Origin of the sequence: Paenibacillus sp. FSL M7-0420 (assembly GCF_038002345.1) — a bacterium.
Classification (GTDB): Bacteria; Bacillota; Bacilli; order Paenibacillales; family Paenibacillaceae; genus Paenibacillus_AQ.
Window position 1 is genome coordinate 4,017,377 of the sequence record NZ_JBBOCJ010000001.1, and the last position, 20,072, is coordinate 4,037,448.

Sequence of the window (20,072 nt, forward strand, 5' to 3'; positions counted from 1 at the left end):
TCCCTCCGAATTGTGTAGTCATATATAAGCTAACTCTGTCCGCTTGCTGTTACCGCCGCCGCTTACGCTCCCGGCCGGATGACTTCCGGCTCTATCCCGGCTGTCCGGTGAACGCGTGCAGGCTCTGCATTCTCCGGCTCATCCAGCCACCAGTGGAACTCGCCAAGGAGCTGATCTGCCGCCGCCGGGCCGTTAGATCCGGCAGGATACTGGTGCAGCGGCAGGCTGCCTTCTGCTGTTGCTTCGATTATAGGCTGAACCCACTGCCAGGACAACTCTACTTCCTCCCAGTGGGCGAAGAACGTAGCATCGCCGAGCATAGCATCATAGATCAGATTCTCATAAGCCTCCGGCACATCGGGATTGCCCGGCTCATGCTTAATGCTGACCGGCTCAAGCTCCCCGTGCTGAAGCGGATTCTTGGTGTTAAGAGTCAGGGAGATGCCCTCATGCGGGCCAATATCAATCACCAGCAGATTAGGGTCAAGCGGCAGCTTGTTACGGTTCTTGTTATGCACATCATTAAACGGCTCTTTGAATTCTATAACAATCCGCGTGGATTTCTCCTTCATGCGCTTACCTGTACGAATGTAGAACGGCACATCATTCCACAGCGGATCTTCAATCCATAGGCGTGCTGCAATATACGTCTCATTCTGTGAAGTGGCTGCGATCCCCGGTTCAGCGGTATACGCAGGCACTTGCTGTCCGCGCATCTCCCCCGCTACATACTGGCCGCGCACTACATGCTGAGCCACCTCTTCGGGCAGCAGCGGCCGGACGGAACGGATGACATGCCGTTTTTTGCTGCGGACGTCTTCTGGTGTACTGCCCTTCGGAAGCTGCATCGCCATCATCATGAGCAATTGGAGCATATGGTTCTGGAACATGTCGCGCAGCGCACCAGCCTTATCATAGTATCCCGCCCGCTCTTCCACCCCAACCGTTTCACTGGCAGTAATCTGGACATTTGCGATATACCGGTTCTGCCACAAGGCCCGCAGCACAGGGTTAGAGTATTTCAGCACCTCCAGGTTCTGCACCATCGGCTTGCCGAGGAAGTGATCAATACGGAAGATTTCCTCCTCTGCAAAAGCTGCGCTCAAGCTCTCATTAAGCACACGCGCCGACTGCAGATCCCGTCCGAACGGCTTCTCGATGATCAGACGTTTCCAGCCCTTGGTATCCCCGAGTCCGCTGGCATTGATATTACCGGCAATCTCCCCGAAGAATTCGGGACCGACCGACAGATAGAACATCCGGTTCTGCGGAAGCCCCAGCTCTTCCTCCCGGCGCTGTACATGCCCAAGCAGCTTCACATAATCCTCAGGACGTCCGACATCCAGCACACTATATTCAAAGGCCTGCAGGAAATTCTGCAGCCCCGTTGTATCCTCTACCGGACGGCGCGAGAAGGTGCGCAGGGAATCCAGCACCTGACGCTGGAACGTCTCGTTAGTGAGCTCCCTTCTGCCCAGCCCAATGACTGAGAGAGGACCCGAAAGCTTGCCATCAGTGAACAGGTTGTATAGAGCGGGGAAGATTTTCCGCTTCGCCAAGTCCCCGGTTGCGCCAAAAAGTACAAATGTAGATGATTCCACTTTCATTCCTCCCGTTGTTATCATTTTAATATATAGTTACTTATTATTACTCAGAAACTTTATAACACACATCATACGACGATAAAATCAATTCGTCAATCTCAATTCGACATTTACGAAAATTAACCGGTGCATGACAAAAAGCAGGCCTTCTCGTTGAAGACCTGCCGGGTTGTTCCGAGCCCATGATCAGAACCATGAAGATACCAGATCATTGATCGGCTTGTAGATGAATATAATCAGCAGCAGCGGGCTGGGAACCTGAATTTTGAGCAGCGTGCATATCGTGGCAGTCATTCCGCCGATCCAGAGCAGACCCCACACCACACGATCACGCCGCTTCTGCCTGCCCTTCAGGGAGGACAGATCCATGGCTGCACAGCCTGCGGCAATCAGAGCAAACATCAGCACCAGCAGCATACAGGCTCACTCCTTAATATCTTCATAAAATGAATTATCAATCGTACCGATCCGGTTGATCGTTACACTGGCCTCGTAATGGACTGGCAGGGTCTTAAGATAGCCTTCTCCCCTCCGTGCCTTCAGCCTCTCCCACTCCTTGGGGCTCTTACGGTAAATGGATTGGCCGAAGCCGAAGATATCCACATTGAACTGCTTGCTGATTCCCTCTACAGCATCTTTCATCCGCTTGACAACCCGTTCCTCTGTCTCCTCTTCCAGTGATTTGATTTTGGCCTCCGTATCCAGCGTATCCGCGCCTTCAACTTCCTGCACATTGCATAGTGTTTCTGCGCTCAAATATATATGCGGCTCGCCGTCTATGATTTTCACCTTCCGGCTGGTAGTGGAGGTAAGCGCCTCTATAATGATCAGGCCTCCGGCTTCGTCTTTGAAATGCCCCGTATTTTTGGTGACATTATCAGTGACATAATTGAAGCCAACCGTTAGATCATCTTCTATCCAGCCAACCAGCTTATCCTTTTTGAATATGGCAACACTCTCATACCGGAGCTTCGTTCTGGGGTCTGTCTGTTCCACATTGCTTTTCTCACTGCCAGCCTCGGGATCACCCTGCACCACCACTCCGGTCAACACCGGGCTCTTGCCCTGGTAGAGCAGATCCTCGATGAATTTGTCCAGCGTGACCGCGACGGTCTTGGATGAAATTTTGTAGGATTTATCCAGGGAACTGAATAATTTAGTCGCCGGCAGCCGGTCCAGCGGGGTCAGCACCTTCAGAACATTCTCGGCGGTCGTCTTCCGTGCAACCATCACATAGAAGTCCATGCGCGGCTCCCGGCTTCTTTTAATCACATCCAGCGTCTTGCCCACCCCTTCCCGCGCCAGCTCTTCTCCGATCACCAGCACCCGGATATGGCCCAGATACGGAGAGCGGGAGCTGATCAGATTGAACTTACGGAGGGATTCATAGACCGTGGGCACTGTAAAATTATACTCAACCACGGGAACCCCGCTTCCCCCTGTTCCTCCCGCATTCTGTGAAGAGATCGAAGAGGGTATGACCACCTGCATCGTTACGTTGTAGCCATTCTCCGCTTTATCGAGGCCCATCGCCAGCACAAAAGCCAGTTCATTCAGCTCCTTCCTCTCCCAGCACCCGCTAAGCAATAGCGAAAGCAGCAGCAGGGGAAGGCAAGCCGCGACAGCTCTTTTTATTCTGCCTGCCATATCAGGAACCCCCGCGTCTGGATCTGTTCTGGCGGTGCAGATTCTGTGTTCTATTCTCTTGCGGTCTTGTTCTCAGGAACGGCCAGGGGAACCTGAAGAAAGAATCCTTAAGGTCTGCCGGCCTGAAGGGCCCCAGCGGACTCATATAAGGAACGCCGAAGGAGCGCAGGCTGACGAGATGCAGCACCACTAAGAATACTCCGCACAATATTCCGTACAGTCCCATGAACCCAGCCAGCGCAATCAGGAAAAACCGGATAATGCGTGCAGCAATGGACATCCCGGCCTCGGGAATCACAAAGCTTGAGATCGCTGTAATGGATACAATGATAACCATCGCCGAGGAGATGAACCCTGCCGCAACCGCCGCTTGCCCGATGACCAGTGTTCCGACAATGGATACAGCCTGACCTACATTCTTAGGAATCCGTACCCCTGCTTCACGCAGAATCTCATAGGTTAATTCCATCATCAGCGCTTCGACAAAAGTCGGAAACGGTACCGTCTCCCGCTGGGCCGCCAGACTGATCACCAGATTGGTCGGGATCATCTCCTGATGATAGGTTGTGATAGCCACATAGAACGCAGGGGCAAACAAGGTGAGAAAAAAAGCCAGAAACCGGATGAACCGCAGCAGGGTAGAGATATCCGCACGCTGATAATAATCCTCCGCCGACTGAAAGAAGGAGACAAATACGGTCGGGGCCAGCAACACAAAAGGGGTTCCGTCAACCAGGATAGCCACCTTCCCTTCCAGAATCCCCGCCGCGATGGTATCCGGCCGATCACTGTTATAGATTGTCGGAAAGGGTGTCGCCACCTTGTCCTGAATAAATTCCTCGATATAGCCGCTCTCCAGAATACTGTCCGTATCAATGCTGTTCAGGCGCCGCTTTACCTCCTGCACCAGCTCTTTATTCGCAATGTGGCTGAGATACATAATCGAGACACTGGTCTGGGTGACACGGCCGATCTGCATGGTTTCCAGCCACAGCTGGCTATCTTTGATCTTGCGCCGGATTAACGCGGTGTTGGTCCGCAGATTCTCGCTGAACCCCTCCATAGGTCCGCGGACCACAGACTGCGAGCTGGGCTCACTTACCCCTCGGTCTTCCCAGCCGGGCAGCCCGATTCTCAGTGCTGACATCGTCCCCTCCACCATCAGCATCACGTTGCCGGATAACAGGTCGTGTACGAACTGGGCGTAATCCTGAACCAGGGTAAGATCACCGGCCATTAGGACACGGTTCGTCAAGATTTCCAGTTTCTTATCGGGGTCCTGTTCCTCCAGCAGAGCCGAGGTCCGTCCCTCCTGAAGCGAATACAGAATCGAATTATGCAGCAGCTGATTATCTATCAGACCATCAATATAAAAAATAGCCAGCTCCGTATGCTCTCCCAGCTTCAGTTGCTTTCGCACCAGGTCAGTGCTCTCGCCCAGCAGCTTGTACAGCTGTTCATTATTGACCTCCAGCCGGCTGGACAACTTACCCTCAACCGTACTCTTCATCCGGGCCACCTCTCCTTCCCGTGAACATTCTATTCAGGTTAGTTTGGTAGCATTGCTTGATAATTATTCCTAAGATGAGATCCGTGCCTGATTCACATAATTCTGGAAGAGGATGCCATACTAAGAGGAATTCCGGGTTAATAGGCCCTGGCGGTCACAAGTAAATGGGGGATAGAGATGAGTATTGAAAAAGATCGGATCAGTACGGCACAGTTGGTAATCCTCGGTCTTTTTACCTTTATCGGAGACATGGCTCTGGTCTATCCGGCAGCCATGACTGCAGAAGCCCATCAGGATGCCTGGATCGCCGCCTTGTTCAGCATTCCTCCGGGAATTGCACTAGTGTTCCTGTTTGTCACAGTCGCTAATATTAATCCGGACAAAAATATTATTGAAATCAGCCAGCAGGTGCTGGGGAAATGGCTTGGCAGCGCGGTAGGCGGGTACTATCTGTTCTTCTTTATCATCGCGGCCTCTACGTATGTCCGGGAAATTGAGGATTTCATGTGTACACAGATCTACGAGGGAACTCCCGGCGGAGTGATCCGGTTCATGAGCATTGTTCTGCTGGTGTACGGTCTGCGCCTGGGGCTTGAGACAGTCGGACGGGCAGCGCAGGTGTTCTTTCCGCTGTTTGCCTTATTTCTGGTGGCCCTGATGGTGCTCTTATTTCCGCAGGTCCGGCTGGATCGTGTCTATCCCATGATGACTACACCTTTACCGGATATGCTGCATTCGATCATGATCGGTGTGTTTTACCCTTTCGGGGAGATCTGCGTGTTCTTCATGGTCTATCCTTACACCCGTAAGAACAGTAAAATTAACCGTGATATCTTCATCGCGCTCTGCATAGGCTCCGTAGGCCTGAACCTGATACTGTTCCTCTCGCTGACTGTTCTCGGTGTCTATTTCTCCGAGCATAATTTCTATGCCGCCTATATCCTGGCCCAAAAAATCAATATCGCCAACTTTTTGCAGCGGCTTGAAGCACTTATGGCTACAGCCTGGATTATCACAACCTATTTCAAGACAGCACTCTACTTCTATGCCTTTGTACTCGGAACCGCGCAAATATTCAAGCTGAAAAGCCACCGCCCTCTAATCTTTCCTGTCGCCTTCCTGATTTACGGACTTTCACAGCTCATCTCCAAGGATATCATCTTCTACGTCAAAGAAATTCCCCCCTACTGGGTGGACTGGAATTTAACCTATTCGCTCGCACTTCCACTTGTGATCCTCGTAGTATACAAAGTGAGGCAGCGCGCCGCTGCCTCATAAGCTGTAGAGCTATACGCTGTGCGGGGCTGATACGTCCAGACCTGTATACTCGAAGTAGTCAAAATATGCCGCCTTCGCCTGCTGGTCCAGATCCTGGGCGCAGATCCCGGCATAAGAGCCGGTAAAGCCCAGCTTGCCGCCATGCTCATCCGAGAGAGTACCGAAATCAAGTGGTGTACACATCGCTGTCCAGACCTCCCCGTCCCGCGAAGCGTAGAACATAATATCTCTGCCATGAATCTCTGCCTTCAAATAGTAACGCTCCCAGTCCTTCACCGATATCTGCATAGAGGAAATTTCCCCGTATTTGCCGGCCTGACACATTACGACCCCTAAAGCTACCCCTCTGAGTTCATCCGCTGTTACGCGCAGATAATAGTAATCCTTGTCATCATAGTAGAGCACCAGTCCAGCCATCTGCATGAAGCTGTCCGGCTTGTATTCCAGGCAGGTAGTCACGGTGCAGGCAAAATGCTGAATCGGCCTCCCGATCAGACTCTGGTCAAACAGCGATGCCAGGGATTCCCGGCCGCGGAGCCGCAAGAATCCGGGACGCTCCTGCAGGCTCACCCATGATTCATCGAACGGTACACGCAGACTCTGGTAGGGATAACCCAGCACACGGCCGTCAAAATCATCCCGCTCCGGCAAGGCATCGAACGGGTGCGGGGGAAGCTCCGGCGCTTCGGTCCGCAAGGCCGGCAGCTTCCCGCCGTGTGCCAGGCGCAGCCAGCCGTCCTCCGTCCATACGCAGCGCTGGATGGCCGTCTCCCGGCCCAGCGGATTCAGCTTGCCCGTTCCCGGGATCGGCCGGGTGCACAGATGAGCCATGTACCATTCCCCCGACTGCGTCTCCACCAGTGAGCCGTGCCCTGCCTGCTGGAAGGCATAGGTCAGATCATGAGCCGTAGTCATGACCGGGTAATCGGGATCGGTCTCATAAGGTCCGGTTAGGCTGCGGCTGCGCGCCATCGTGACCATATGATTCACTCCGGTGCCCCCTTCGGCAACCAGCAGATAGTAATAATCCCCGCGCTTGTACAATTGCGGTCCTTCCGTTACTCCTGTAGGAGTCCCCTGGTATATTTCATGAATAGGGCCGCTCAGCCTGCCGCTCTCAGGGTCATACTCCTGCATCACGATGCCGGAAAAATTGCTGTGATTCTGCCGGAAATCCCAGCGCATATTCAGCAGCCATTTGCGTCCGTCACTGTCATGAAACAGGAACGGGTCGAAACCGCTGCCGTTCAGCCGTACCGGCGGGCTCCAGGGTCCTTCAAGACTGGCAGCAGTGATCAGGTAGTTATGCAGATCCTTATATACACTTGAGCGGGACTTTACATCCGTAAACAGCAGGTAATATAAGCCGTTATCCCAGGAAATGGCCGGTGCCCAGATGGAGCCGGAGCTTCCGTTGCCGCGCAGGTCCACCTGTGAGGTCGCGGTCAGCACTCTGGTAAGCGTATGCCAGTGCACCAGATCACGGGAATGATGAATCTCCACACCGGGGAACCATTCGAAGGTGGAGGTTGCGATATAATAATCATCACCCACCCTGAGGAAGGACGGATCGGGATGAAAGCCGGTCAACACCGGATTGACAATGGTTGAAGCCATGAATGTTACCCCCTGCTTGATGTAAGTTACAGATTGAATTGTACCTCTTGGATTCTATTGAAGAATCCCCGCTTTTATTGTAGCGCGTGAGGGAGCAGAAAGTTATAATGGGTTATAATAAAATGTTTGTATTTTGTCTTGTTGGAGGCTTCATAGAGTGATATGAAACAGCTATTCGAACCTGTTCTGTTTGCGAACCGGCAGTCTCTGATCTGGGACTACCGCATCTATACCGACGACCATTACAAGGGATATTACCACTGGCATCAGTGCTGTGAGATCATGTTCGTGCATGGCGGGCAGGGCAGCATTGTTGTGAATCAGCAGATGTATGATATCCGGCCGGGCATGCTTTTCTTTTTCCAGCCGTATCAGCTGCACCGGATCTATTCAGAAGTATCACCAGCTTGTCCATTCGTACGCACGATCTTCTATCTCGATCCCCATATTGCCGAGAATCTGCTGCAGGGCTTCAGCAAGCGTAAGGCATTATTCTCTGCTCTCTGGCAGGGGGACAACCCGTATTGCGGCTTTGATCTTCGGGACCGGATTGAAGCCATAGAATGGTTCTATCAGAATTACAATGAGTTAAGGATGAAATCGTCTGAGGAAGACCCTGAGGATATCACGATGCTGCTCCTGCAGCTGCTAAGCTGCCTGGGAACAGACGGGCAGTCTCTGATCCCTGCCGGAGAACGGCGGAATCTCCGGTATTCGGAGCAGATCATGAACTGGATAGAGGCTCACTATCAGGAAGAGGTGAATCTGGATCAGCTTGCGGAGGAGACTCATCTCTCGAAATCCTATGTCTCGCGGATCTTTCATCAGGAAACTGGCGGCCGACTGGTCGACTATCTTACCGCCCGGCGGCTCAAGCAGGCCTGCCGGCTGCTCGGAACTACCGATATGCCTGTAGAGCAGATCGGCATCGCCGTCGGATTCCCGAACGCCTCCTATTTCAACCAGCTGTTCAAGCGGGTCCTCGGGACCACTCCGCTGAAGTACCGGAAAGGGAACATGTAGTTAAATGACAATATAACAATATTTCTTCATATCAAAGTGCAACTTTATATAACAATAGAACGCTATACTGAGGCCATATTCTAATTATTGGAGGCATCAGTGATGAGTACAGCATATTGGCAGGAAGTTATGAACCGGCTGGATACGAAGGTTACGCGGATGATCGAGCAGATCGGCGGGAAATGTCCGCATTTCGCCGGAGAAGACGGTAAGTTCGATGATATCGCCTCCGACTGGTGGACAACCGGCTTCTGGCCGGGGATGCTATGGATTATGCATGATATGACCGGCAAGGACCACTATAAGGATGCAGCCTGGCCCTGGGATGAGGCGCTGGAGCAATGGTTCGTTAAGCCGACCGTGGAGCTGCATCATGATGTTGGTTTTCAGTTCCTGGCTACAGCCGTAATCAAGAACGTTCTGACCGGGGATGAGGATGGCTTGCGCCGGGGACTTGAGGCCGCTAATTTCCTGGCCGCACGCTATAATCCGGTTGGCAGGTTCATCCGCGCCTGGAATGAGGACAAACATGGCTGGGTGATTATCGACTGCATGCTGAACATCTCCCTCCTGTTCTGGGCAAGCAAGGTGACTGGCGATCCGCGCTATAGACATATTGCGGTCAGCCATGCGGAGACTGCGATGCAGTATGGTGTACGGGAGGATGGATCGACCAAGCATATCCTCTCCTTCGATGCCGAGACTGGCGCATATATCGAGAATTTCGGCGGTCAGGGCTATTCCGCGGAATCCTGCTGGAGCCGGGGGGCTGCCTGGGGACTGTACGGCTTCATTAATACTTACCGCCACACCGGAGATGAACGTTTCCTAAATACTTCGAAGCGGATTGCCCATTATTTCATCTCTGCCCTTCCGGAGGATCATGTGCCTTACTGGGACTTCCGGCTGGCAGACGACAAGCGGATGTTCAGAGACAGCTCCGCTGCATCCATCGCGGCATCAGGCTTACTGGAGCTGGCTGACATCGTGCCGCTTGGCGAGAAAAGCCTCTACGCTAATGCCGCAGAGCGGATTCTGCGTTCACTGACCGAGAACTATGCTACCTGGGACCAGCCGGAGCATGAGGCGATTCTGCTCCATGGTGCAGGCAGCGGTGACTCCTTCATCGATGTATCGCTGATCTACGGTGACTATTACTATGTCGAAGCTGTCGCTAAGCTGAACGGCTGGAAGCATCGTATTTTCTAGTCTGGTTATGGCATAACAACAAACAGCGGGCCTCCTTATCCTTGGGGATTCGCGCATAATACAAACAGCGAACCCCCGCCATGGGAGATTCGCTGTTTGTTTTTTTAAACATATGATTCTTAAAAGCTCAAAGATTTGCAGGTAGGACTCCTGCATTTCATGCAACAATCTTCAAGAATACACAACTATTCGGATTCAAAGTTGTAATACATGCAGCACTTATAATGTTTAACACGTTCCCCCGCTTATGCGGTGTACGAATGCTTATCCCCGCTGCTCATCCAGCCACAGAATAGCCGTCACACCGCGCGGATAATATTTGCTGCCGGTGATCTCGCCAGAGATAATCTGGTCGCTCCAGCTCCAGACCGAGAGCTGCGGATGCGTAAGCCAGCTTACATGTGCCGAATCGGCTGCATGGCCCTTGTCCCCCCACTCCAGACCGAGAATTTGTCTGGCGATGAACTGACACAGATAAATCTTGCTCAGCCAGCTGTTGTTGCTGGTGGAGGAGATTTTCCAGCCACCGTCTTCGAACAGGCAGACTCCCTCCACAAGCACAGCCTTCAGATGAGTGTCAAGTGCCCCGATATATTCACCGAACCGCCCCCCGCGCTCCAGAGCTTCCTTGCAGCCGGTGAAGTAAGGGAACACGAGGCCTTCAATCGCCGGAATAATCTTCGAGTCATTGCCTTCTCCGATTACTGCCGGGATATAGCCGCCTTCGGTAACACTGCCCACGATGGTTGCTGCGCAGAGCTCGGCCTGTCTGCCGGCAGTCTGTGACAGCTCCGTATTGCCGTTATCGCGGAAAATCTTCTCCATCGCCAAATATGCTGCCCAGCACTTACCCGCCAGATAAATATTGTTTCGCGCCTGGCCCAGTGACACATCCAGACTGTCGTACGTAGTAATCTCCGCACCGCCCATGGTCCGTGAGCTGTCGAGCGCCATCACACCGTTGCGTTTCGCCGGGTCCGGATGATCCCGGTTGAGCATACTTTGCAGGCAGCTCTCCAGTACCGTCAGATTGCGCTCCATCCAGCTGCGGTCGCCCGTGTGCTCCACATAGGTTGCTGCAGTGAGAATCCAGTTGACCAATTGCTCGTGGGTCATATGCGAGAAGCAGCCGTCAATGCCGTACAGCTCATAGGAGGAATACCCCGGACGCGACACGGCGTTGGCTACTCCCATATCATGCGTGAAGCTAAGCCCGCCCGGATATTCGGTGCTATCTCCCGGGAAACGGACGGTGTCCACATAACTGAACCGGTCCACGAACATATCCAGCTCATTGCGTACGGTCCACGGGTTCATCTTCAGCTCGTAGAACAGCTGGTCTACCGTAAGGTCGAAGGTGTTCATCATCCGGTATTCGCCTTCGTTGACGACCCAGAATGGCTGGCCTTTGTACTCCAAGAGTTCGGTGGAGCCGTAATAGCTGCGGATGGCGTGAGCAAGCATGAAGGTCTGATCTTCGCTGAGCCCTGTTCCTTCCAGCATGGAATTAGCCTGCATGGCCTGCTGCTTCAGCTGATCGAAATGGGACAGCGCATATTCCGCTACCGCCTCTACATTGCTGTAATAACGGTTATAGTAATAACTGGCATCCATCCCCGAGGTCACATAGCCCGACCGGTGGAAGCAGACTGCGAAGCGGTAGACCTTCCGTTCACCCGCAGGCACATCCATGACAAGTGCACCCACTTGACCCAGTCCGAAGGTCCAGTTCTCCTCCAGCTCCGCAGTGAGGATATCCTCCATAGTGAAGTGCATGGCGGACTTGACGCTTCCCTGTTCAGCGGCGATCGCCAGGAATCGGCCCTGGCCGACACCGGTCAGATCCTCCTTGCCTCCATCGAATCTTCTAAGGGCGCTATACGGGTCATTCCCCTGGAAGCCGAAGAAAGCACGGCGCGCAGAGCTGCCCGCTGTGTTATCGACTTCAAGCTCTACCAGCACGGCTGGCAACAGCACTTCCTTCAGCTCTGCATCCGAGGCCGTCTCCGGGTCCGGCACCGGCCGCACTGGTGACAGAATGCGGAAGGTCAGATCGCCTGCCTGCCAGCTGTCGGCGGTAAGCCGGAAATCGCGCGTAATCTCGTCTTCCCCGAAGTGAAACAGTATCTGCGGCTTATCCGGGCTCGGGTCCGGGTTCTCGATGTCATAGCGCTTGCTCTCATCGTCACTGCCCTGCTCATGGAAAGGCAAGGTATCGAAGCCGCGGCCGTCCTTACGTTCCAGGCCAATATATACGTTCTGTCTCGGCGGCTTACCCGCTTCCAGATCGAAACCGCCGGACGCTCCCTTGAACCCCAGAGTGAAGCTGGAAAAAGAACCAATCGGTGAATGATGGGCATTGAAAAACGGATTTGTCGGCATAACGTAAATGCACTCCCTCCAGACTGTGTCCCGGCACTACCGGGATCATAGCTCTATGTTAGCGCCGGCCCGGCTTATGTAACAGGCGTAAAGCGGCCAATTTTTTGGACAAATCAATCGGACGCGGCAGCCTATGTTATAATAAAGCCAACTTTTAGTGAAAAAGAGGCATGCGTATGAACGTTTTAGAACCCGGTACACAGCATTCCATGGACGGCCGGATGTCCCCGGATATACAGGCTGCCTTCCATATATTCGCTGCCCACTGGCGCAAGGTGAACAGGGAGTGGCAATATCCGGCACACACCCATCCGATGTTCGAGATCAATATCGTCCTGCAGGGTTCGCAGCAAATGACCGTAGGCGGGCAGTCTTACATCCAGCACAGCGGCGACATTCTGTTCATCCGCCCAAGTGTCCTGCATTCCAGTCTGGGTACGGTTTCAGAGGATGAGATGACCTATTATTGCCTGCATTTCGACATTGATGATCTGGTCCTGCGCCGTTCCCTGATGACGATGGACACTGTCAGCCTAAGCGGTGACACTCCAGAGCTGCAGGCGATCCGTTCTTCGCTCGATGCAATTATCAGCTCGACGATCCTCCCTGATGCCAGCGATACCCAGCGGGGCCGGCTGGTGACGCTCAATGCTTCGCTGCAGCTGTTCACCGCACTCAGCAGCTGGGTGCTGGCTGCATTGCCCTCCCCTGCCCGAAGCACCCTGCCGGGCGTTACGGAGAAAACCGTTGCCCTGGCGAATGCCATTGAAGGACTGCTGCAGGAATCCGTATTCACCGCTGCGGCAACCGGCAGCCGGGGCGGAAGCATCGAAGACATAGCCGCAAGGCTTGGCTATAGCCCGAGTCACTGTAACCGCGCCTTCCGGCAAATCTACGGACTGCCCCCGAGGCAGTATCTCTCTGACCTGATTATCCGCCATGCCAAGCTGCTCCTGCTGGATAACAGCCTGTCCGTGGAGAGTATCGCCTACAGGCTCGGCTACCGTGATGTCTCCCATTTCAGCAAGCAGTTCAAGCGCTGGACCGGCCTGCCGCCCATGGGCTACCGTCAGCTTACGGAGGAACCGGGGAAGACAGACGGCAATGCGTTATCCGCTACTGCGCAGGGAATTATAACAAAAACTCCGCAAACCATTATATAATGGCCTGCGGAGTTTTTTATTCTCCCCCAGAAGACACACACCTCTTACCCCTTGGTGGCCCCTGACGCAATCCCCTTAACGAAATACTTCTGCAGGAAGATAAACACGATCAGCACAGGCACGACCGACATGGCGGTTCCGGCAAAAATCATATCCCAGCGCGAGGAGAATTCCCCGATATACCGGTAGATTTCTACAACCATTGTCTTAGCCTGGCCTGAAGGCAGAACCAGCATCGGCATCAGGAAGTCATTCCAGATCCCCAGACCGTTCAGCACCACCATACTTGCCGTAACCGGCCCGAGCAGCGGGAAGACGATCCTCCAGAAAATCCCGTAGCGGGAGCACCCGTCAATTTCTGCGGCCTCTTCAATCTCCCGTGGAATACCTTTGACGAAGCTGGTATAGAGCAGGCATCCGAAGCCTACGGCACCGGCGACATAGATCATGATAGGTCCCGCCAGACTGCCGTACAGGCCGAGTATTCTCAGCTCTTTGAACAGCGGAATCATATACGCCTGGAACGGAATCATCATCCCGGCCAGGAAATAGATGAAGACCAGCCGCGTCCAGCGGGCATTTCGGCGCTCTATCGCGTAACCTGCCATCGGAATAATCAGCACCTGGGCGACAATCGCCACAACGGTCAGAATCAGGCTGTTAAGGATCGCACGCGGAAATTCGGTCTCCGTAAGCAGATATTTGAAGCTGTCTAAATACAGTGTCTTCGGAAAAGCAACCGCATCGCGCATAATCTCGGCATTGCTTTTGAATGCGGACATCAGATTAAAGAAAATCGGGAAGAAAAAGATAACCGCTACCAGGAGCGTTATGACAAACAGGACAATTTCAGTGATTCTCCGCTTGGTCTGCATCGTCATCTTAGAGCTGCACCTCCCGTTTCTGCAGGAATTTAACCTGGATGACCGTAATGATGAGAATAATCAGGAACAGGACCATGGCCAGAGCAGTGCCGAAGCCTTGTCTCAGCTCCCCGAAGCCTACTTTGTAGATAATATAAGTTAATGTCTCTGTCTCAAAGCCCGGGCCGCCGTCGGTCATTACGGCAATCTGGTCAAATATCTTCAGCGCACTGATCATAGAGAGCACCATGCACACAGTCATCGAACCCGCAAGCAGCGGGAACGTAATATGCCGGAACTGCTGCCAGCCGCCTGCACCGTCAATGCTGGCCGCTTCATTAAGCTCCTGCGGAATGCCCTGCAGTCCGGCCAGATAAATGATCATATAATAACCCGCGCCTTTCCAGACCGTTGACAGAATAATCGACAGCATAGCGTATTTCGGATTACCCAGCCAGTCCACGATATAGTCGCCTAAACCGACGGAGGTCAGGATCTGGTTAAACACGCCGAAGTTGTAATTCAGGATCATGGCCCAGACAAAGCCCATGACGATCCCGCTGAGCAGGGTCGGGAAATAGAAGATACTTCTGAATAAATTGCGGAACCAGCGTACCTTGTCGACCATTAAGGCCATGGCGATTGCAGCAATGTTCTCAAGCAGTACCAGTGTAATTGTCATAACTAAAGTGTTCTTCAATGCGTTCTGCACCCGCGGACTCTGGAAGATCTCGACGAAATTGGCGAATCCGATATACCGGATATCGCTGCTAATCCCGTCCCATGATGTGAAGCTTAGGTAGACGCTGCCTGCTGTAGGGACAATGACAAACAGTGTGTATAAAAGGAATGACGGCAGGATGAACAACAGCGCGTAGGACTGCCATCTTTTCTTTTTCTTCCCCGGCTTCTCTGCGGCTATCAATGACTTGTCTGTATTCACGATGGATGTAGCCATGGTTCCTCTCCCCTCCCTGGGACGCGCTTGTTCAAATAAGGGAACCGCTGCCGGAGCAGAGGTTCCCTTCCGGCGCTTTTATTTACAGTGAATTGGCTTTGACCTGATTGTCATATTCGGTATCGGCCTTCTTCATATATTCCGTGACGTCCGCATCGTTCACTACCATATCCTGGAGCAGCTTATAGTACCAGTTGCGGAATTGCGGAGGAATCAGGTTATCGCCCCACCAGTTGTTGATGGCCAGAGATTTGGTTACGTTCGTGTCGGCAATGAGATCAAGTGCAACCTGCATTTGCTCGCTGGTCTCATAGGTTACTTTCTCTTTGGTGGAAGGAATGGCATTGATCGAAGCCAGATAGACCGAGTACTGTTCCGGTTCAAAGAAGAAGCGGATGAAGTCTTTGATCGCTGCCGTCTTATCGGCATCCTTAGCGGCATCCGCGGATAACGACCAGCCGGCCGGTGACGGCAGACCGATGACATTTACTTTACCTTCGCGGTCCGGGATCGCGTAGAAGCCGAATTCGAAGCCTGGATCAGCTTCAGCAATCTGGGTAAACATCCAGGTGCCGGAATACAGCTGTGCGGCTTTGCCGGATACCAGAATCGAAGCGGTCTGATTATCTGCGGTGCTCAGCCAGCCTTTGTCCACATAGTTCTTGAACAGCTCTTTGAAATCAGTCATGGCCTGAACTACAGCAGGATCTGCGAAGCTGACGGTCTTAGCCGTACGCTTGGCGTTCCAGTCCGGGTCTTTGCTGTAGACATCGTCAATCAGGAATTTATTGACCCAGAAGCCCATATGGAAGATATCCTTACCGCCTACTACCAGCGGGGAGATACCTGTTGTTTTCAATTTTTCCTGGATGGCAATGAACTCGTCATAGGTCTTGGGAAGCTCGGTGATCCCGGCGTCCGCGTAGGCTTTTTTGCTGTAAATGATCCCTTGTGGTGCGTTGACCTGCATGGGAGCGTTCCATACTTTGCCGTCCACCTGCGGCGGCGATTCGAACAGATCCAGCAGATCGGCTGGAAGCTCTACAATTTTGCCGGCATCTGCGAATACCTGGGTGTCACGCATTTCCACCAGATCCGGGAATTCTCCAACCGCATCCTTCGTCTTCAGCCAGTCCAGATAAGCCGCCGATGAGGTTTCACTTAAGTCTTTGATGGTGACGTTAGGATTCGCTTCCATGAATTTCTTAACGGTATCGGCTATGGCTTTCTTGGTCGCCGGGTCACCTGACGCATAACCGATGGTGAAGCTGACGTCCTTCTTCGCAGAATCAGTAGCTGCAGCATTCCCTGCCGGAGCTTCAGTCGCGGCTGCATTGCCGCCGCTGGCCTTGTTATTGTTATTTCCGCCGCATGCGGTGAGTACAGTGGTTGCTGCGAGCAGCATGACGGATAATTTCGTAATGGTGTTCTTCATATCTTGAGTAACCTCCCCTTGGGTATACAGCCCGGAAGCTGGCGGCCCGATGTGCGCATCATCGCCCGTAAGCGTTTCCTTATGCTCCAAGAATAGCATTCAGCCCTCAGGGTTAGAATGAACTAATTTAAGAGGGAGGTGCGGTAAATTTAAGAAGATGTGCAACATGTAACTTCTTATATTCACAGAAAAAAACGAAGGTCCGCTGACCTCCGTTCTTGCGCGGGCTATAGGGTAATGTCACTGCCAGTATTCCGCTACCTGTCTGTCATATTCAGTATCGGCCCGCTTCATATATTCCAGTACATTCCCGTCCTTAACAACCATTTCCTGCAGCAGCTTGTAGAACCAGTTACGGAACTGCGGAGGAATCAGGTTCTCTCCCCACCAGTTGTTGATCATCAGGGATTTGGTAACAGCGGGATCAGCCATCAGATCAAGCACCACCTGCATCTGTTCACCGGCTTCCCGCCTGAACTCCTGCCTGGTCGAAGGAACCGAATGAATCCGGCTCAGGAATGCGCCGTAAGGCTCCGGTGAGAAAAAGAAGCGGATGAAGTCTTCGATTGCCTGCTTTTTGAGCGGCTCCTTGGCCGCCTGGGCAGACAGCGACCAGCCGGAGGGCGACTGCAGACCGACCACATTCAGCTTCCCTTGACGGTCCGGCACAGCATAGAAGCCGAATTCGAAGCCCGGATCGGCTTCCTGGATCTGTGAGAACATCCAGGAGCCGGAGAACAGCTGGGCCGCCTTGCCGGATACCAGAATCGATGCCGTCTGGTTATCCCCTGTGCCCAGCCAGCCTGTATCCACATCATTCCTGAACAGCTGTTTGAAATCAGTCATGGCCCGGACTACATTCTCATCGGCGAAGCTAACCTCACCGGCCGTCCGCTTCGCGTTCCAGCCGGGATCGGCGGCATATACCTCATCTATCAGAAATTTATTAACCCAGAAGCCCATATGAAAAATATCCTTGCCGCCTACAACGAGCGGAGTGATCCCGCTTGCCCGCAGTCTGTTCTGGATCTCCAGAAACTCCCCGTAGGTTGCCGGAAGCGTCTTAATGCCTGCCTCGGCATAAGCTTTCTTACTATAAATAATGCCCTGCGGGGCAGAGACAAACAGCGGGGCATTCCACACCTTGCCGCCGATCTGCGGCGGGTGATCGAACAATTCCGCCAGCTCATCGGGGAGCGGAACGATCTTTTCCGCACCAGCGAAGGCCTCGGTATCCCTCATCTCTACCAGATCGGGGAACTCGCCCACGGCATCCTTAACCTTTAGCCAGTCCAAATAAGCAGAGGAGCTTGTCTCACTGACATCCTGGACGATTATGTCCGGATTCGCCTGCATGAAGGCCTTAATGGTACCCCCGATAGCCTGCTTCGTCGCCGGATCACCGGAGGCATACCCTATAGTAAAGCTTATTTTACCGCTCCGGGCTGTATCCGGGTGGCTCTCCTGATTGGCCGCCTGGCTCCCGCCGATTCCGCCTGATCCCGTTTTGCCTCCACAGCCGGACAGGATCAGCGCGGCCGCAAGCGACACTATTGTTATTTTCATAGCTGATATCCTCGGCATTTGCACCCCTGTGACCTCCTCATTCTGTGATAACCGGGAATGTCAGCGTAATAGAGGTCCCGACATGCTCTCTGCTGTTCACAGACAGGCCATACCCCTCCCCGAAGCTGGAGCGGATACGCTCATGCACATTTTTCATGCCGACATTCTTGCTTGGAGCCTCCGGGTCTTCCAGAATCTTATTCATGCGGGACAGCGTCTCCCTGCTCATCCCCACGCCATCGTCATATATCGTTATCGCCAGCACTTGCTCTCTCCGTTCAACCGTAATGCCGACGGTTCCTTTTCCCTGCCCCCGCAGCCCATGCTGAACTGCATTCTCCACCATCGGCTGCAGGGACAGCTTCAGGATGGGCCAGTCCAGGTTAACATCTTGGGCAATATCCAGATGCAGCTCGAAGCGGTTCTCATACCGCACAGAAATGATATAGAAGTAATTCTGCAGATGGGCGAGCTCGCTGGCAAGGCTTACACGGTCTTCCCCGTAATCAATGACATACTTCAGCTCATTGGATAACGCCAGAATCATATCCGCCACCTCGCCTGCTTCCTTATCCACCGCGTTCATCCGGATCACCTCAAGGGTGTTGTACAGGTAATGGGGCCGGATCTGACTCTTCAGTGCATTCAGCTCGGTCTGCTTCTGCTTGATCTGGGCCACATAGGCCTCATCAATGTAGACCTGCAGCCGTTCCACCATCCGGTTGAATCCGTGGGCCAGCCTGCCCATCTCATCATTGCTGTTCACGGAGAGCTGGATATCCAGCTTGCCCGATTCCACCACGGCCATCTGCCGGATCAGCTCCCGGATGGGAGCGGCGAGACGTCTGGAGAACCAGGCCCCCATTACAATCATCACAAAGGCACACATGCCGATAGCGATATATACCGTTGCCCGGGCCGACAGCAGCTGCTCGAACAGGTTGCCACGGTGGATTTTGGCGATAACCTGACCATTCAAAAAAGGGATCGGCTCACTGAGCACAATCATCTCATTGTTAGTTAGCTCAGCAGCTCCAGCTCCAGCCGCACCGGCAGGCTGGTTGCTGAAATACGTCCGACCCTCTCCGTCCAGCAGGTACAGCTCATCCTTCTCCCCGAGACTCAGCTCACGGAAGAACTGCTGGAATAACGAGGTATCAATATCGAGGAAAAGCGTTCCGACTACCTTGGGATCTTTGGTCACGCGCCCGGAGGTATCAATCAGGCTGCGCCCGATCGTGAACACCCGGCGGTCCGAGCCATAGAAATAACTGTCCTGATGGGTCGGGAAAATAGCCACCTTCGCAGGATCAACTGCCATGGCGGACAGCCACTCCGCATTCGGAACCGTCTCCATATTCAGCGACCGGTTGCCGCGCTCCTGAACATACAGCTTACCGTCAGACTGGCGGATAAACTGGACACTGGATATATAAGAATCACTGAACAGAATCGTCTTCAGGAAGGATTCTATCGGAATGGTGTTGATTCTCTCCAGCTCATTCACATTCTGTGTCTGATTCTGCGAATAGCTCTCGATGAACCCTTCATAACGCCCTGTATACATTAATTTGGATACTTCATTATACTGATTGAACGCTGAATTCAGATTATAGCTCATATAGAGCACCATTTGCTGCAGATTGCTGGTGGTATACCGCTCCACATAGCCCGAGAAGGTCTGTACGGAGAAGAAGCTCAGCGCAAACAGCGGAATCAGCCCGACCAGCAGGAAGGATGCAGAAAATTTAACAAAAATACTCTTCGGTCCCCGTCCCCAGACCGGCACAGGCCATCGTCTTATCACTCTATGATCC

15 protein-coding genes are annotated in these 20,072 nt (G+C 53.2%); 4 read left to right on the plus strand and 11 right to left on the minus strand.

Features of this window, described 5'->3' with window-relative positions; translation table 11 throughout:
* Positions 1–62: 62 nt before the first annotated feature.
* From zwf to MKX51_RS17055, 4 genes are all read right to left on the minus strand, one after another.
* Positions 63–1,601 (minus strand): glucose-6-phosphate dehydrogenase, encoded by a 1,539-nt coding sequence (gene zwf / locus MKX51_RS17040; RefSeq protein WP_340993240.1) that lies wholly within the window; start codon positions 1,599–1,601, stop codon positions 63–65.
* A 189-nt stretch (positions 1,602–1,790) separates the two neighbouring features.
* The gene (locus tag MKX51_RS17045; protein WP_340940184.1) at positions 1,791–2,021 is read right to left on the minus strand and encodes a hypothetical protein; all 231 of its coding nucleotides are present in this window, start codon (positions 2,019–2,021) and stop codon (positions 1,791–1,793) included.
* 6 nt (positions 2,022–2,027) lie between these two features.
* Entirely contained in the window at positions 2,028–3,251 is a 1,224-nt protein-coding gene (locus MKX51_RS17050) for a Ger(x)C family spore germination protein (RefSeq protein ID WP_340993241.1), read from the minus strand.
* A gap of 1 nt (position 3,252) precedes the next feature.
* Positions 3,253–4,761, minus strand: coding sequence for a spore germination protein (locus MKX51_RS17055; RefSeq protein ID WP_340940180.1), 1,509 nt, complete (start codon positions 4,759–4,761; stop codon positions 3,253–3,255).
* A 177-nt stretch (positions 4,762–4,938) separates the two neighbouring features.
* On the opposite strand from MKX51_RS17055, the gene MKX51_RS17060 reads away from it, so the two are divergent.
* A complete protein-coding gene (locus tag MKX51_RS17060) occupies positions 4,939–6,039 on the plus strand; it encodes a GerAB/ArcD/ProY family transporter (protein ID WP_340993242.1) in 1,101 nt (366 codons plus the stop codon).
* Between the two features lie 9 nt (positions 6,040–6,048).
* On the opposite strand, the gene MKX51_RS17065 is transcribed toward MKX51_RS17060, so the two are convergent.
* Positions 6,049–7,656 carry a glycoside hydrolase family 43 protein gene (locus tag MKX51_RS17065; protein WP_340940176.1) on the minus strand — a complete coding sequence of 536 codons (1,608 nt, stop codon included), beginning with the start codon at positions 7,654–7,656 and terminating at the stop codon, positions 6,049–6,051.
* Between the two features lie 162 nt (positions 7,657–7,818).
* Here MKX51_RS17065 and MKX51_RS17070 point away from each other — a divergent pair, with 162 nt between their 5' ends.
* Positions 7,819–8,679: an AraC family transcriptional regulator gene (locus MKX51_RS17070; RefSeq protein WP_340993244.1), complete on the plus strand. Its 861-nt coding sequence runs from the start codon at positions 7,819–7,821 to the stop codon at positions 8,677–8,679.
* Positions 8,680–8,781: 102 nt separating this feature from the next.
* A complete protein-coding gene (locus tag MKX51_RS17075) occupies positions 8,782–9,888 on the plus strand; it encodes a glycoside hydrolase family 88 protein (protein ID WP_340993245.1) in 1,107 nt (368 codons plus the stop codon).
* Positions 9,889–10,152: 264 nt separating this feature from the next.
* On the opposite strand, the gene MKX51_RS17080 is transcribed toward MKX51_RS17075, so the two are convergent.
* Positions 10,153–12,270, minus strand: coding sequence for a glycoside hydrolase family 52 protein (locus tag MKX51_RS17080; protein WP_340993246.1), 2,118 nt, complete (start codon positions 12,268–12,270; stop codon positions 10,153–10,155).
* A gap of 176 nt (positions 12,271–12,446) precedes the next feature.
* On the opposite strand from MKX51_RS17080, the gene MKX51_RS17085 reads away from it, so the two are divergent.
* Positions 12,447–13,433: an AraC family transcriptional regulator gene (locus MKX51_RS17085; RefSeq protein WP_340940168.1), complete on the plus strand. Its 987-nt coding sequence runs from the start codon at positions 12,447–12,449 to the stop codon at positions 13,431–13,433.
* 44 nt (positions 13,434–13,477) lie between these two features.
* Here the strand turns inward: MKX51_RS17085 and MKX51_RS17090 are convergent, their stop codons facing one another.
* The 5 genes from MKX51_RS17090 to MKX51_RS17110 all read right to left on the minus strand — a co-directional run bounded on the left by MKX51_RS17090 (position 13,478) and on the right by MKX51_RS17110 (position 20,062).
* Positions 13,478–14,308, minus strand: coding sequence for a carbohydrate ABC transporter permease (locus MKX51_RS17090; RefSeq protein WP_042141275.1), 831 nt, complete (start codon positions 14,306–14,308; stop codon positions 13,478–13,480).
* Positions 14,309–14,315: 7 nt separating this feature from the next.
* Positions 14,316–15,254, minus strand: coding sequence for a carbohydrate ABC transporter permease (locus MKX51_RS17095; RefSeq protein WP_340940167.1), 939 nt, complete (start codon positions 15,252–15,254; stop codon positions 14,316–14,318).
* Positions 15,255–15,336: 82 nt separating this feature from the next.
* The gene (locus MKX51_RS17100; RefSeq protein ID WP_340940166.1) at positions 15,337–16,689 is read right to left on the minus strand and encodes an ABC transporter substrate-binding protein; all 1,353 of its coding nucleotides are present in this window, start codon (positions 16,687–16,689) and stop codon (positions 15,337–15,339) included.
* Positions 16,690–16,929: 240 nt separating this feature from the next.
* A complete protein-coding gene (locus MKX51_RS17105) occupies positions 16,930–18,255 on the minus strand; it encodes an ABC transporter substrate-binding protein (RefSeq protein ID WP_340993247.1) in 1,326 nt (441 codons plus the stop codon).
* A 37-nt stretch (positions 18,256–18,292) separates the two neighbouring features.
* Positions 18,293–20,062 carry a cache domain-containing sensor histidine kinase gene (locus MKX51_RS17110; RefSeq protein WP_340993248.1) on the minus strand — a complete coding sequence of 590 codons (1,770 nt, stop codon included), beginning with the start codon at positions 20,060–20,062 and terminating at the stop codon, positions 18,293–18,295.
* Positions 20,063–20,072 lie beyond the last annotated feature (10 nt).

Coding starts and splice junctions, on each gene's coding strand:
- MKX51_RS17045 (WP_340940184.1), bottom strand. CDS start 2,021: ATGCTGCTGGTGCTGATGTTTGCTCTGATTGCCGCAGGCTGTGCAGCC.
- MKX51_RS17050 (WP_340993241.1), bottom strand. CDS start 3,251: ATGGCAGGCAGAATAAAAAGAGCTGTCGCGGCTTGCCTTCCCCTGCTG.
- MKX51_RS17055 (WP_340940180.1), bottom strand. CDS start 4,761: ATGAAGAGTACGGTTGAGGGTAAGTTGTCCAGCCGGCTGGAGGTCAAT.
- MKX51_RS17060 (WP_340993242.1), top strand. CDS start 4,939: ATGAGTATTGAAAAAGATCGGATCAGTACGGCACAGTTGGTAATCCTC.
- MKX51_RS17065 (WP_340940176.1), bottom strand. CDS start 7,656: ATGGCTTCAACCATTGTCAATCCGGTGTTGACCGGCTTTCATCCCGAT.
- MKX51_RS17070 (WP_340993244.1), top strand. CDS start 7,819: ATGAAACAGCTATTCGAACCTGTTCTGTTTGCGAACCGGCAGTCTCTG.
- MKX51_RS17075 (WP_340993245.1), top strand. CDS start 8,782: ATGAGTACAGCATATTGGCAGGAAGTTATGAACCGGCTGGATACGAAG.
- MKX51_RS17080 (WP_340993246.1), bottom strand. CDS start 12,270: ATGCCGACAAATCCGTTTTTCAATGCCCATCATTCACCGATTGGTTCT.
- MKX51_RS17085 (WP_340940168.1), top strand. CDS start 12,447: ATGAACGTTTTAGAACCCGGTACACAGCATTCCATGGACGGCCGGATG.
- MKX51_RS17090 (WP_042141275.1), bottom strand. CDS start 14,308: ATGCAGACCAAGCGGAGAATCACTGAAATTGTCCTGTTTGTCATAACG.
- MKX51_RS17095 (WP_340940167.1), bottom strand. CDS start 15,254: ATGGCTACATCCATCGTGAATACAGACAAGTCATTGATAGCCGCAGAG.
- MKX51_RS17100 (WP_340940166.1), bottom strand. CDS start 16,689: ATGAAGAACACCATTACGAAATTATCCGTCATGCTGCTCGCAGCAACC.
- MKX51_RS17105 (WP_340993247.1), bottom strand. CDS start 18,255: ATGAAAATAACAATAGTGTCGCTTGCGGCCGCGCTGATCCTGTCCGGC.